Raw genomic sequence first — 12,368 nt, forward strand, 5'->3', positions numbered from 1 at the left:
TACTTCTCAAAGATGCATAATACTTCCCATTATAAGTTCTTCTGCATTTACTCCTAGATAATATTTTATTGTTGATGAAAAGACGTATCCATTATTGTCTGTATAGAGCTTATAATACTCTTCATTAGTCTCTTTTGATAATCTATTCTTATTGTAATAATATCCAACTAAAAGAGAGGGTCCTTCTTTCTTGTTGTAATAAATTAATACGGAATTTAAGCTAGTAGAGTAGTCCTTTAGTTTATCTAGAGTAGTTACATAAGCGTCGAATGGAGACATATTATTCTCTATTAGTACCTTAATTTCCTCTAGAATTAGATAACTATCAGTAAATGGTCTATTACTATCCCTAAAGCTCGTTCTATTAACTGAACCATTATGAGCAAAGTAGAGATCATAGAGATTTGCCCTCATGTAATAGGGATGAACATGGGATAATCCAGTCAAAAATTTTCTGCCTGCTTTTCTTGCATGAATTACTCCAATTATCTCTTCTCCTTTGGCAACATCAATTAGATAGTTAACGTTAGGATCTTCATATAACGGATCTTCTGACCTATAATAAATTACCTTCCATTTATCATTTCTCTTGAGAAATACACTTAGACCCCATCCATCAGGGTGACTACCATACTTAGAGAAAATATCATTTCTACTTGCCTTTATCAATGCGTTAACGTATTCTTTTAAAATTTCTCCCTTAGTGTGAAAAGCTAGAATTCTACACATTTAATGACAACCCATCAAAAGCAATAATTATTTTATTACTAGTCAAGCTTATTATTTTTTCTTCAATCTCAGCTGGAATATGAGTAGCAATAATTCTCTTATTACCAAATAATTCAAATAATTGTTTGATTGAAGTATGTCCCCAAGCAGTACAGTCATTTATACAAGTCGCTTCATGAATAATCAAATCTACATCTTTTGCGTTTTCTAGTATAGTATTACAAGGTTCTTTAGTGTCACCGGTATATAGTACTCTCGTATTACCATCACTTATAATGTAACTAACAGCATAAATTGAGTGACAAGCTTGAATCGAATATATTTCCAGTTCGTCAATTTTACCACTGGGTAAATTAGCCTCGTATATTTTTGCTGAAATATTATTTCCTACTTTAATGCATGGGTTTAGTACTTCTAAGAAGCCTTTAGGGGAGTAGATCTCTAAATCTGGAATTTGTCTTATTTTCCTTTGTACTAAGTAGTCGAAAATTCCACTGAAATGGTCAACATGCAAATGAGTAATAAAGAGAGCTTTTGGATTTATTCTTGTATCTTCTAATCTTAACTCAGCTCCAGGACCTAAGTCAAGAAGTACTTTATCGTTGATTAGTATACTAGATTTAACCCTTTTTAACCCTAAGCTAGAACCAGCGCCTGTTCCAACAAAAGTTATTTTCACATATCATCACGCTCCGTTATATCTACAAAATCTAAATCACAAAACCCTACAGTACAGTGTTCCTGCTCCTTTCTTTTATTACTTTTCCTTTCACGCATCATCGATTTCTTCAAGGAATCTCTCCACCTCATCTAATTTTGGTCCTAAAGCTCCTATCTTAGTTACGGAAAGTGCTGCTACCTTATTTGCATATTCAACTGCGGTCTCAAGATTGTATCCTTTTTCAAGATAGACGGAAAGTGCTGCGTTAAAGACATCACCAGCTCCAGTTTCATCGATAACGTTTACTTTAGGTGATGGTATAAGTACCTTTTTCCCATTCTTAGTTGCTAATAATGCTCCTCTTTCCCCCAATGTAACTATTACTGCCTTTTTTACTTTCTTTAGTAATATATTTAAGCCGTACTCAAAATCATCAGTATTTACTAACTCTTTAAACTCTATTTCATTAGGTGTTATAATATCTACCAATGACAAGATTTCAGTGTCTTTAAGGTTTGCTGGAGCAGGATTAAGTATTTTTATTCCGTTAAATTCCTTAGCTGCTTTCTTAACTACGCTCTCTTTTATCTCCAATTGCATTAACAATATATCGCCCTCAAGACTGTTATTTAAATCCTCTTCTGAGAGATAATAGTTCGCACCTCTGTTTACAACAATGATATTTCTACCTCTCTTGTCAACAAATATGTATGCGGCACCAGTGTTTATACCATTCTTTATCTTAACTTTAGATACATCAATATTTTCCGATTTCCAAAATTCAATTGCATTCATTCCATGCTTGTCATCTCCCACTGCAGCTATTATCTTAACATGACTTCCCAATCTCGAAGCCGATACTGCTTGGTTTGAGCCTTTTCCTCCATGAGTTACGTATACCTCATCAGCTATTACAGTTTCGCCAATTTCTGGTATTTTGCTTACTCTTAATATTACATCAACGTTATAACTCCCTACTACAACTATCAACCTAGGGCTACCTCTTTTAACTTTCTTATTAACTCATCCTTATCCTTAGCAACGATTAATACCATATTCTCTCGTAATATTGCGTCACCATTAATACCACTTTTACTTAATTTTATTTTACCTTTTTCTGCTGCGTCCAGTATTTTATCAGTTAATGGTAATAATATCCCTATTTTTTCACCAGCTGTTTCCTTCATGATTTTAGTTATTTCGTTACTTACGTTATTAAGGATTGGTCCGTCGATCTTTGTTTTATCCAAATATCTTATTAAGCCTCCAGCTAAACTTAGCACGTCATTATACTTTGTCATATATGCTACATTTACTTTAGAAGTATCGTTAATTAGCTTAAGTGTAATGTTGAGATTGGACTCTAAGTACCAAAGTAAGTTTTCTAGTTCGTTTCTTCCCTCTTCTCTCTTTACTATGGATTCTATAGGTGCAAAAGGGTCAACTGGTCCATATCCTCCTCCTAAGTCTAAACCGTATTTGATAGCTAGCGAAACAAATTTTTTAGCTTTAATTACTGCATCCCTAAGTTTATTTCCTAAGGCAAGATATGCAGTTATGGAGGCTGAAAATACGTCTCCACTGCCATGTGTATTTTTAGTGCCAACATAATCTCCCCTTAATTCTATTTCCTCTCCATCAATAATAGCGTAGTCCACTCCATTAAATCCCTTAACTACCACGTTCCCATATTTAGAGTAGATTTCTCTTGTTGTTTTTATAACGTCGTATTGACTATTGATCTTAATATTGGTTATTATCTCAGCTTCATATCTATTGGGGGTAGAAATTATAGCCTCTTTCATTGCCTTTCTTATTTGTTCTGAAATATCCTCTGTTACCAATAGTGATCCAGATTTAGCAACCATTACAGGATCTAGAATTAGTTTCATATTGCACTCCTTAGTTTTTCTCAGTACAAGTTCTATTATTTTACTCGATGCTAGCATACCCGTTTTTGCATGAGTCGGTCGTAAATCTTGGCAAACTGCATCAAACTGAGCTTCAATGAAATCTAGTGGTATTTCTAATACTTTGGTAACTGCTCTTGTATTCTGCGCAGTTAAGCCAGTTATTATTGTTGTACCAAAAACTCCCAATGCAGTGAATGTCTTTAGATCAGCTTGTAATCCAGCACCTCCCCCACTATCACTACCAGCTATTGTGGCTACTACTGGTCTAGTGTGCACAATTCAATTATACCGATGAAAAATATTAATTTTAGGTTAGTTTGGCTGGACAAATTACGGAAAATATACAATATTTGCACTCCCAATTAAATCTAGGTGAGTTCCTTAACGTTATTGTATCTTCTGTAAGTCTTATTATTGTTGCTTCATCTAAAGGTTCATTTATTTCGTATTCCGCAATCCTATCAGGGGTTATATAAATTAGTATCCCTTTTTTTGCACTAAACAACCATAAATATATCTGTAGTTGCATCTTGTGATGGATTAAAGGTAATCCTTTATCACTCCTAGAAGTTTTTATCTCAATTATTATACTTTCTCCATTATCGTTTTTAATTATCGCATCTGCTTTTCCTTTAATTTTGTAAACTTTACCTTGAACTTGAATCTCTCTCTGAGTTTCCACTTCAGTTTCTGCAGTAAAGTTTTCTTTTAATAAATTTTCAAGACCAAGATGTAGTATATCTCCCAAAATAGCTGAAGGTGTATAAACTTGAGAGATTGCGAGCTCTTTATATTCACTTTCATATTTTACTTTTCTGGGGCATTTTACCAAATCTGTTACATATATTGCATTCTCTTCCTTTATATGGCCCAACTGTTCTTCTAATTTCTTTTTTAGTAGAAACTCAGTTATCATCCTATCACCTCTCCCGTAACCTTTGCACTTCTTTCAGTCTTTATCCATACTCTTGGTGCTCGTATTAACTCTAAAAATATTGCAGTGAAATTTAGTGCGACAATAAAGTTCATATAAATGAATGACGGTATCATATAGAAGTACTCTATCATGTGCCTTCTTGCTATCAAGATTATAAGTATTAACGAAAGCAGAGAGGCTAAAGAAACTAAACTAGCTGCGACAATGTATAATGACGAAGAGTATACTAATACCAAAGAATAGTTCACGAGATTCAAGACCATGAAGAATGGGGTAAGCACTATCAGCATTCCATCTATCACTTTTAGATCGATTTTTCTAAGCTTGCCTAAAGGTACTTCTAGATGTCCCCTGTACCATCTTAACCTTTGTCTAATTAAAACTCTTAAACTAACTGGAACTTCTCTCCAACTAATAGTAGTTGGAGAGTAAATAATCTTGTAACCTTTATTTACAATTTTAAGACTAATATCTAAATCTTCAGTTAGAGAATATTCATTCCATCCTCCCAATTCCATTATCAAACTCTTCCTTATGAAAGAACACGTTCCTTCAATTGGTACAAATAGACCAACCTTAGCTCTTCCGGCTATCGAATATTCGTATATCAATTCTTCGATTGCCGCTAATCTACTGGTTACACTTTCCCTCACATTTATTGGAATTAGTTTTCCTTGAACAGCACCCACGTTACTATCCTCAAATTTCGGTTCAACGTATTCTAAAATATCCAATCTCGGTACCGTATCTGCATCAAATATACCGATAATTTCTCCCTTACTAATGCTCAAGGCAAAGTTTAATGCTCTACTTTTCCCATTTGGTACATTAGCTCTTAGAAGACTATAACATTTTACAAGGTTGTTATATTTTGCCTCATATTCTTTACAGATTTGGACAGTTCTATCAGTTGATCCATCTTCTACTACTATTATTTCGTATTTAGATTTGTCATATTCCAGATTTACAAGTCGGTCTAATAACCTAGGAAGCACCCTTTCCTCATTTTTGGCTGGAACTATTAGACTAAAGGTTACTCCACTATGATTTTTACTCTCAAATGGTTTCCATGTTACGCCGATTATTGATAATATACCATTATACACAGTCCATGAAGATACTATACTACTTAACGTTATTAGCAGAATTTCCAGCATTATTTTTCATACCCATGTCTGATAATATATATTTTGTTTATCGTCATACTCTTCTGATGCTCAAATCTCTTTTAATCTTAGAAATCAATTATGTATATATGTTTAAGGAATTATTGGGTGATTATGAGCCAAGGGGTAGAGTAATTCAAGGAGTAGGAAGATTTATAGCTCTTGGCCTAGATGACCCATTTCATATAACTACCATATCTGGATTTGCAATATATGGGTTAGGTAAATGCATAGAGAAGAAAAGGACCAATTATGGAATTAGAATGGCTAAAATTGACATAGAAAACGTTAGGAAAGATTTAAGAGAAATTACACTTGACATTTCTACTATTAGATTTTAATCGTAAAGGACATAAGGTATTTTTAAATGAAAATTACTCCAATAGCGTTTGAAAGTTTAGGTGTAAGATCCCAAGCAACTCTTATAGAAACTAATGATCTCAGAGTGCTGGTAGATCCAGCTATTTCATTAGCCCCAAGAAGATATAATCTTCCTCCTCATCAAAGAGAAGTAGATAGGCTAATGGAATTGGCTAAGGTTTTAGTAGATATTGCAAAAGATGTTGATGTAATAATAGTATCTCATTATCATTATGATCATCATGATCCCGGATACGTCATACCAATAGACATTTACAAGAATAAGATAGTATTTATAAAAGATCCTCAAAATATGATAAATAATAGTCAAAAATATAGGAGAGCCCCTAGATTCCTACGATCTATAAAAGATAAACCAAGTAAAATAGAAATAGCGGATGGTAGGACTTTTGAACTTGGTCATACTGTTATTTCCTTTTCTCCAGCAGTTCCACACGGGGCTGATGAAAGATTAGGCTACGTGATTCAAGTTGCGATAAGTGATAAGGACTCAACAGTTATATTCACTTCTGATATAGAGGGAGCTCCAAAAGACATCCATTTAAGATTCACAAAGGAAAAGATGCCAAAGACTATTATAATTGATGGTCCCCTAAGCTATCTTTTAGGTAGAGCATTAAAAGAAGAGGAACTAGAAAAGTCAATTAAAAATATGGAGGAAATAGTTAAGAATGGACTTGAAACGGTAATTATTGATCATCACGTCTTGAGGGACATTAACTATGCTAGTATTTTAAAACCAGTTTATGATATTGCTAAGGACTTAGGCGTAAGGGTAACTACTGCTGCTGGATATTTAAATTTAGAGCCATTAATATTGGAAGCAAGGAGAAAAGAATTATTTAAGGAAGATAATAGACCAGCAAAGATACCAAGAGGATTAGCTAATTTATTAAATGCAGGAGAGAGTTAAGGTAAGTATGAAACTGGTATAAAGTGTGCCAATATCATACCAGCTACATAGCTTCCCATAAGTGCAATTATTCCAGTACCTATTTGCTCTAAAGCTCCCCTATATTTTCTTAATCCGGTGTATTTGGTGCCTAATGAGCCAAATATTCCAAGAGTTAAAATCACTAGCAATATTGAAGTAATTAAAGCCAAGTTAAACCCAAATTGCTTAAAGTAATTGCTTACTGCAAATGGCAATATTGGTATAAGCCCTCCTATTATTAAATAAAGCGACATAAGGAAACCAAGTTTGGCTGGGCTCTCAAACTCTTCTGGGAATACTTTAAGTTCGTGCATTAACATCTCCTCTAATGCTACATCTTCATTTTTGAGTAAGTAATCTGCTATTTTTTCTGAAACTTCCTTATTAAATCCCTTCTTCGTATAAAACTCAATTAACTCTTGTTTTTCCATATCTGGGAACTTTTTTAACTGATATTTTTCTTTTCTTATCTCGTTCTGAATTACTTGCATTCTAACTCTTGTGCTAATGTACTCTCCAATACCCATGGAAAACGCTTGTCCAATCGTTGCAATTAAACCAGCTACCAATACTGCAATCGCATCATGGGAGAACCCAGCGGCTCCTAGGACAATAGCACCTACTCCTATTAAGCCATCTTGTATACCAAAGACTTTAGTCCTAAATGTGTCAGCTTCATGAATATAATGAACAAGCTCTTCCCCTTTTTCTCGATCCATAAAATTCTTCTTACATTAATTAATTTATATACTTCTCTAGCATTACGCTAAGTCGTAACTACAATAAACTTGTCTCCTTCCTTTTTTAGTAATCCAGAATAGATCCCCCATTCCACTAAAGTAATTTGTAAATCATAAAGGCCCTCTGGACTATTATAAACCTGGATTCCTTTCTTTTCAAGAACATATTTCAATTCTTCTATTGTAAAATATTTCAATTCTAATGTAGTTTTAAACGGTTCAATTCTCTTTATCGAATCTCTGATGATTTCCTTCCTTCTTTTAAGATTTGACTTAAGGAATTCCATTCCTTTGTCAGTTATTATTATGTCTCCCTCACCCACTGTTATGAAACCTAAGGAATTAGCGGTATATACTATTGGCATTAAATCATCTAAGTCTACTTCCATTTCTTTTTCTAACATATATAGGTCTGTTTTTCCATTAAACGTGTTTTCTAATGAGTACAAAAGTCCTACTAAATCTGCTACTCTCGCATGTGGATCTATAACTTCCACAGAGTTAAATTATACCACTCTTACTTTTTTAAATTATCTCTAAAGAGTGCTACTATATATAAGATGGGACCTACATAGAAACCTAAAATCATTAAAATATCCAGTGTCGTTATATACAGCGATTGGCCAAATTCTCTAAAAGCTTGTATATGTGCCTTAGAAGATGATGAGATAATTATAGCTAATATTGCCAATATCAATAATATGTATTTTAACACAGCATATTTATTAATAGTGAATAAAGATATAATTAGAAATGCTACAATAGCTAATGTACCGATTGTGAGAATTCTCGGTACCAAATTTAATAACATTATGCTCCCTATTAATAGGGATATTGCAGTCAAGATAAGTGAGAAGTAAATTAATTTCATTCTATTTCATATATTATTCTTATTCTCCATTATTAAAGTGTAGTAGCACGACGCTTACTTTTTAAAATAATACTGTACAAGTATAATATCGTGGAAGCATTAAATGAGTCTAAAAAGGAATTTTATACATATTTCATTTCAACATCAAAATTCTACTATGATCTCAGTAGCACAGTTGATTCTCCTATGGTAGTGTGCGAAATGTTGTATGAGGCAATAAATGCTGGAATAAAACTCCTAGCTTATTATTTCTCTTTGCAAGATAAACCAAGAAGTGAGGTTGTAAAGGAACTATCTAACATATTGGGAGATTGGGTAGAATATTACTGGAGCTTAGGATTAACATTGCATTACGATTGCTATTTAGGTGGAAACGTGGACCAGGATGATATTCCGTTTTACGAGAATCAAGTAAAGGATTTCATTTCCAAAGTAGAAGAAGTGGTCTTCGGTTAACCGTTTCTTAAGACTTCATTAAGGATTCTGACTCCATCAATTATTTCCTCTTTAGTTGCAACCGAGACACTTAGTCTAGCCATTGTATCTCCTCCCCTTAAAAAGAAAGGTTTTGCTGGAACAAAACTTAAACCCTTCTCTACAGCCTTATAGAAAACGTTCCAACTATCTTTACCTACATCTAGGAGAAGAAAGAAACCGCACTTAGGCTCATTAAACTTGTCTAATCCTTTATCTATGAGGGAGTCAATTAATACTCTCATTTTACTCTTATAATACTCAAAAAGTTCTTTTGATCTCTCAGTTAAAATTCCTTTTCTTAGTAATCTAGCTACTACATATTGATTTATGGTTGACGTAGAGAAGTCTAATTGTTCCATTAAGCTAATTTTTTCAGCTATATCTTCTTTTGCTATGAGAAATCCTACTCTTAACCCAGGCGCTATTATTTTACTAAAACTACTTACATATATTACTCTACCGTTGTTATCATAGTTCTTTATCGGATCTGGGATTTCTCCAGCTATTGGTCTATATGGATCATCTTCTATGATATAGAAGTCATATTTTTCAGCCAGTTCTACTAGCGTCTTTCTTTTGCATTCAGACATGTTGACTCCAGCTGGGTTGTGACAATTTGGAATAACATATAATAATTTAATTTTAATAATTTTCAACAAGGTTTCGAGCTCATCAACGTTAATTCCCGATGACTCTAACGATATTGGAATTACAGAGGAACTTCTCAATTTTAGCGCGTTGAAAGTTTCTATGAAAGTTGGATTTTCAACAGCTATAACATCATTCTCTAGGAAATATTTGCCTAATAATTCCATTGCATGTTGTGCGCCGCTTGTAACAACTATTCTCTCACTTTTTCTCTTACTCAATTTTAGAAGAGGCAGAAATTTATCTTCTATCTGTCGTATAAGTTCCTCTTGTCCTCCAGCTCCAGGGTAAAATAATGCCTTTGGGCCAAATTCGTTTAAGACTTCATTATACGCTTCTTCAATTTCCTTTATTGGCATTTTCCTAGGATCTGGTGTTCCACTAGCCATGTTAATTTTAACTCTCTTAGCTATTTGCGATCCTAATTCGACTGGTGAAATCTCTATTTCTTTTCCGATTCTCGATACCAAACTCCCTTTACCTCTATTTCAGTACCTAAACCTTTACTTAAAGCTTTTTCATAGATAAGTTTCCCTACCGCTAAATCTTCAAGACCTATACCTACAGATTTGAATATAGTTATTCCCTCTCTAGTTACATTAATTCTTCTAGATAGTATTGACGACAAGAGAGCTATCTTACTCATATCTAACATTCCCATTTTCTTTGCAATGATCAACTCTCCAGACTCCTTTAAACTCTGTTCAAGTTCTTCAACTACGATCAAATTTGACGCTTTTATTACCTCTGGAAAAATCTCAATCTTTTCTGGTATATTAGAACCCATTGCGTTAATGTGTATCCTCCTATGGTTTACATATTCTAATTTTAAAAACGGATCCTTAGCCTTAGTTATAGTTGTTATAACCTCACTTTCTTCACAAACTTTTTTAATGGAATCTTTAGGCGAGGTATCTATACCTTCACTTTTAAATATAGATAAGGCTTTTTCCATTCTTTGTTGGGAGGGAGTGAAGATATTAATTTTAATTCCTTTCCTTAGTTGGCTTGCAATCTCAACAATTGCTAGACCATACTTTCCCAAACCAATTACTCCTAGTGAGGAGAAATCTCCATATATATAATCAGTTGCTAGGATTGACAATACAGCAGTTCTAACTTGTGAGAGTCTATCGGACTCTATTATGCTTAATAAATTACCTGAGGTATCATATAAGAACGTTAAATGGCTTCCTGAAATGAAAGTTTTGTATCCCATATAGGTTTCCATAGCCGCAGCTTGAAACGTTAGAGTAGTCCCGTGAAATGATATCCTACTTCTCTCTAAATTTATTGCGAGTTTATTCTCAAAAAGTAAAAATGCGTTTAGTAATGAGTCATAAATTTGTTTGTAATCCAGTAAATTTATTACATCATTCTCCTTTAGTAGTAGTGTCAATTCACTCTTAATTTGATATGACTTTATACTTAAAAGGGATTCTATTATTAGCTATTATATATGGAACTTACTCCTAGGCTTCAAGATATAGTAAATATTCTAAAAAACAAGGGTAGTATAAACGTAAAAGATCTAGCGCTAGAAATAAAAGTATCTCCAAAGACTGCTAAGGGATATGCCAGGGAACTGCAAAGGCTAGGATTAGTTGATATGGATCAAGATGGTAATATAAGACTTAAGGAAGATAAGGAAGAACATCTAGACAACACGAAATTGTTAAAAACCTTAGAGAATCATGAGAACGAAATAACATTACTTAAAAAGGAAATAGAGGCGATTAAAGGAGAGTTAGAAAAACTCAAGAAGAAAGGGAAAGCTTAACTATATAAAGGAACCAATTTAAAATTTCTCTAAAATTTAGTTTACTTTTTCCAATTTTCCTATCTGTGAAAATAATAGGATACTCCTTAAACTTGAGATTATTTCTTATAATTTTGAATATAGAGCATATTTGAAATTCATAACCATTTGTTGTGTCACATTCTAACGCCAATAAAGCTGCTTTGCGTGAGTATATTCTATAATTTGAAGTATTATCGTTTATGGGCGAATGTGAAATCAATTTAAATAAGTAGTTAGCTCCCTTACTTATAATTCTTCTGCTAAATGGCCAATTTTCTATCCCACCTCCTTTTATATATCTAGAACCTATGACTAGATCGCAATTTTCATTTAAGGCAATCTTCATCATCTCTGGTAAATATTTTGGATCATGGCTAAAATCTGCGTCCATTGTAACTATGAAATCAGATTCCAGTTCTATTGCTTTTTTAATCCCATATCTTAGTGCTGATCCTAGGCCTCTTTCATGATATCTTACGAATATAGTTAGATTATTGATGTTTAAACCTTGTAGTACTGATGCGGTTCCATCAGGGCTATTATCATCTACTATGAGGATTCTCGAGGTATAGGGTACTATTCTGTTTATCTCCTTTACTAGTTTTATGATATTGTCTCTTTCATTATAAGTAGGTATAACGATAGAAAAATTAACCATTACACATCTCCCATATCGTATCCCCTACGTGATGAAGATTGATAGCAAACTTTCCTCTCTTTTCAACTAAAGCCTTATCCTTTGGAATTAAAACTCTTAATATTGCAACAGGTAAATTTGTCTTGGTTTTAGCCAAAATAATATCATTCTCTTTACATTCACAACCATATTCTACTATACCCGGAGTGAAAAGATCAGCTCCTCTACTGACCGCCTTTACAGCTCCCTCATCTATAATTACATAAGGTAAGCTTATCTTTAGTTTCATTACTGCACAAAGCGTAGGAATTAGGTCGTTAAAGAAAGCTAAAATATCGTTTACGTAGTACCATGTTTCCTTTTTCTCCTTACCTATCTCTAATTTAGCATTTGAAATATCAATATTATACTTCTCTTTTATTTTGCTAATGAAGATCTTAGCATCCTTTGACGACATAACGTGTCTTTGCATG

General features: G+C 33.4%; 17 protein-coding genes. 4 read left to right on the top strand and 13 right to left on the bottom strand.

The window, feature by feature from the left end:
- Nucleotides 1-6 precede the first annotated feature (6 nt).
- The 6 genes from GFS03_RS11520 to GFS03_RS11545 all read right to left on the bottom strand — a co-directional run bounded on the left by GFS03_RS11520 (nt 7) and on the right by GFS03_RS11545 (nt 5,397).
- On the bottom strand, nt 7-729 hold the full coding sequence (locus GFS03_RS11520; protein WP_153424212.1) for a class II glutamine amidotransferase: 723 nt from the start codon (nt 727-729) through the stop codon (nt 7-9).
- Entirely contained in the window at nt 722-1,408 is a 687-nt protein-coding gene (locus tag GFS03_RS11525; RefSeq protein ID WP_153424213.1) for an MBL fold metallo-hydrolase, read from the bottom strand. Before GFS03_RS11525 ends, GFS03_RS11520 begins: the two co-directional genes overlap by 8 nt.
- 90 nt (nt 1,409-1,498) lie before the next feature.
- Nucleotides 1,499-2,380 carry a ribokinase gene (rbsK, locus tag GFS03_RS11530; RefSeq protein ID WP_153424214.1) on the bottom strand — a complete coding sequence of 294 codons (882 nt, stop codon included), beginning with the start codon at nt 2,378-2,380 and terminating at the stop codon, nt 1,499-1,501.
- A complete protein-coding gene (gene thiD / locus GFS03_RS11535) occupies nt 2,377-3,579 on the bottom strand; it encodes a bifunctional hydroxymethylpyrimidine kinase/phosphomethylpyrimidine kinase (RefSeq protein WP_153424215.1) in 1,203 nt (400 codons plus the stop codon). Before thiD ends, rbsK begins: the two co-directional genes overlap by 4 nt.
- Before the next feature lie 31 nt (nt 3,580-3,610).
- Nucleotides 3,611-4,219 (bottom strand): CRISPR-associated protein Cas4, encoded by a 609-nt coding sequence (gene cas4, locus GFS03_RS11540; protein ID WP_153424216.1) that lies wholly within the window; start codon nt 4,217-4,219, stop codon nt 3,611-3,613.
- The gene (locus tag GFS03_RS11545) at nt 4,216-5,397 is read right to left on the bottom strand and encodes a glycosyltransferase (RefSeq protein WP_153424217.1); all 1,182 of its coding nucleotides are present in this window, start codon (nt 5,395-5,397) and stop codon (nt 4,216-4,218) included. Before GFS03_RS11545 ends, cas4 begins: the two co-directional genes overlap by 4 nt.
- Nucleotides 5,398-5,495: 98 nt before the next feature.
- Here GFS03_RS11545 and GFS03_RS11550 point away from each other — a divergent pair, with 98 nt between their 5' ends.
- Nucleotides 5,496-5,747 carry a hypothetical protein gene (locus tag GFS03_RS11550; protein ID WP_153424218.1) on the top strand — a complete coding sequence of 84 codons (252 nt, stop codon included), beginning with the start codon at nt 5,496-5,498 and terminating at the stop codon, nt 5,745-5,747.
- Nucleotides 5,748-5,773: 26 nt separating this feature from the next.
- Nucleotides 5,774-6,700: an MBL fold metallo-hydrolase gene (locus GFS03_RS11555; RefSeq protein ID WP_153424219.1), complete on the top strand. Its 927-nt coding sequence runs from the start codon at nt 5,774-5,776 to the stop codon at nt 6,698-6,700.
- Here GFS03_RS11555 and GFS03_RS11560 read toward each other — a convergent pair.
- Genes GFS03_RS11560 through GFS03_RS11570 form a run of 3 tightly spaced genes read right to left on the bottom strand, consistent with a single transcriptional unit; the run spans nt 6,697 to nt 8,332 of the window.
- On the bottom strand, nt 6,697-7,440 hold the full coding sequence (locus GFS03_RS11560) for a VIT1/CCC1 transporter family protein (RefSeq protein WP_153424220.1): 744 nt from the start codon (nt 7,438-7,440) through the stop codon (nt 6,697-6,699). The genes GFS03_RS11555 and GFS03_RS11560 overlap by 4 nt on opposite strands.
- A 47-nt stretch (nt 7,441-7,487) precedes the next feature.
- Nucleotides 7,488-7,958 (bottom strand): AAA-associated domain-containing protein, encoded by a 471-nt coding sequence (locus GFS03_RS11565; protein WP_153424221.1) that lies wholly within the window; start codon nt 7,956-7,958, stop codon nt 7,488-7,490.
- A gap of 20 nt (nt 7,959-7,978) precedes the next feature.
- Complete coding sequence (locus tag GFS03_RS11570; RefSeq protein ID WP_153424222.1) at nt 7,979-8,332, bottom strand: hypothetical protein; 354 nt, start codon at nt 8,330-8,332, stop codon at nt 7,979-7,981.
- Nucleotides 8,333-8,422: 90 nt separating this feature from the next.
- On the opposite strand from GFS03_RS11570, the gene GFS03_RS11575 reads away from it, so the two are divergent.
- Nucleotides 8,423-8,788 (top strand): hypothetical protein, encoded by a 366-nt coding sequence (locus tag GFS03_RS11575; RefSeq protein WP_153424223.1) that lies wholly within the window; start codon nt 8,423-8,425, stop codon nt 8,786-8,788.
- Here GFS03_RS11575 and GFS03_RS11580 read toward each other — a convergent pair.
- The gene (locus GFS03_RS11580) at nt 8,785-9,927 is read right to left on the bottom strand and encodes a PLP-dependent aminotransferase family protein (protein ID WP_153424224.1); all 1,143 of its coding nucleotides are present in this window, start codon (nt 9,925-9,927) and stop codon (nt 8,785-8,787) included. The genes GFS03_RS11575 and GFS03_RS11580 overlap by 4 nt on opposite strands.
- Nucleotides 9,900-10,856 (bottom strand): ornithine cyclodeaminase family protein, encoded by a 957-nt coding sequence (locus GFS03_RS11585; RefSeq protein ID WP_153424225.1) that lies wholly within the window; start codon nt 10,854-10,856, stop codon nt 9,900-9,902. The genes GFS03_RS11580 and GFS03_RS11585 overlap by 28 nt, the downstream gene beginning before the upstream one ends.
- Before the next feature lie 60 nt (nt 10,857-10,916).
- Here GFS03_RS11585 and GFS03_RS11590 point away from each other — a divergent pair, with 60 nt between their 5' ends.
- Complete coding sequence (locus GFS03_RS11590; RefSeq protein WP_153424226.1) at nt 10,917-11,237, top strand: winged helix-turn-helix transcriptional regulator; 321 nt, start codon at nt 10,917-10,919, stop codon at nt 11,235-11,237.
- Here the strand turns inward: GFS03_RS11590 and GFS03_RS11595 are convergent.
- A complete protein-coding gene (locus tag GFS03_RS11595) occupies nt 11,215-11,916 on the bottom strand; it encodes a polyprenol monophosphomannose synthase (RefSeq protein WP_153424227.1) in 702 nt (233 codons plus the stop codon). The two genes, GFS03_RS11590 and GFS03_RS11595, sit on opposite strands and share 23 nt — an antisense overlap.
- Nucleotides 11,909-12,367: an RNA-binding protein gene (locus GFS03_RS11600; protein WP_153424228.1), complete on the bottom strand. Its 459-nt coding sequence runs from the start codon at nt 12,365-12,367 to the stop codon at nt 11,909-11,911. The genes GFS03_RS11595 and GFS03_RS11600 overlap by 8 nt, the downstream gene beginning before the upstream one ends.
- Between the last annotated feature and the right edge of the window lies 1 nt (nt 12,368).

Origin of the sequence: Sulfolobus sp. E5-1-F (genome assembly GCF_009601705.1) — an archaeon.
Lineage (GTDB): Archaea > Thermoproteota > Thermoprotei_A > Sulfolobales > Sulfolobaceae > Saccharolobus.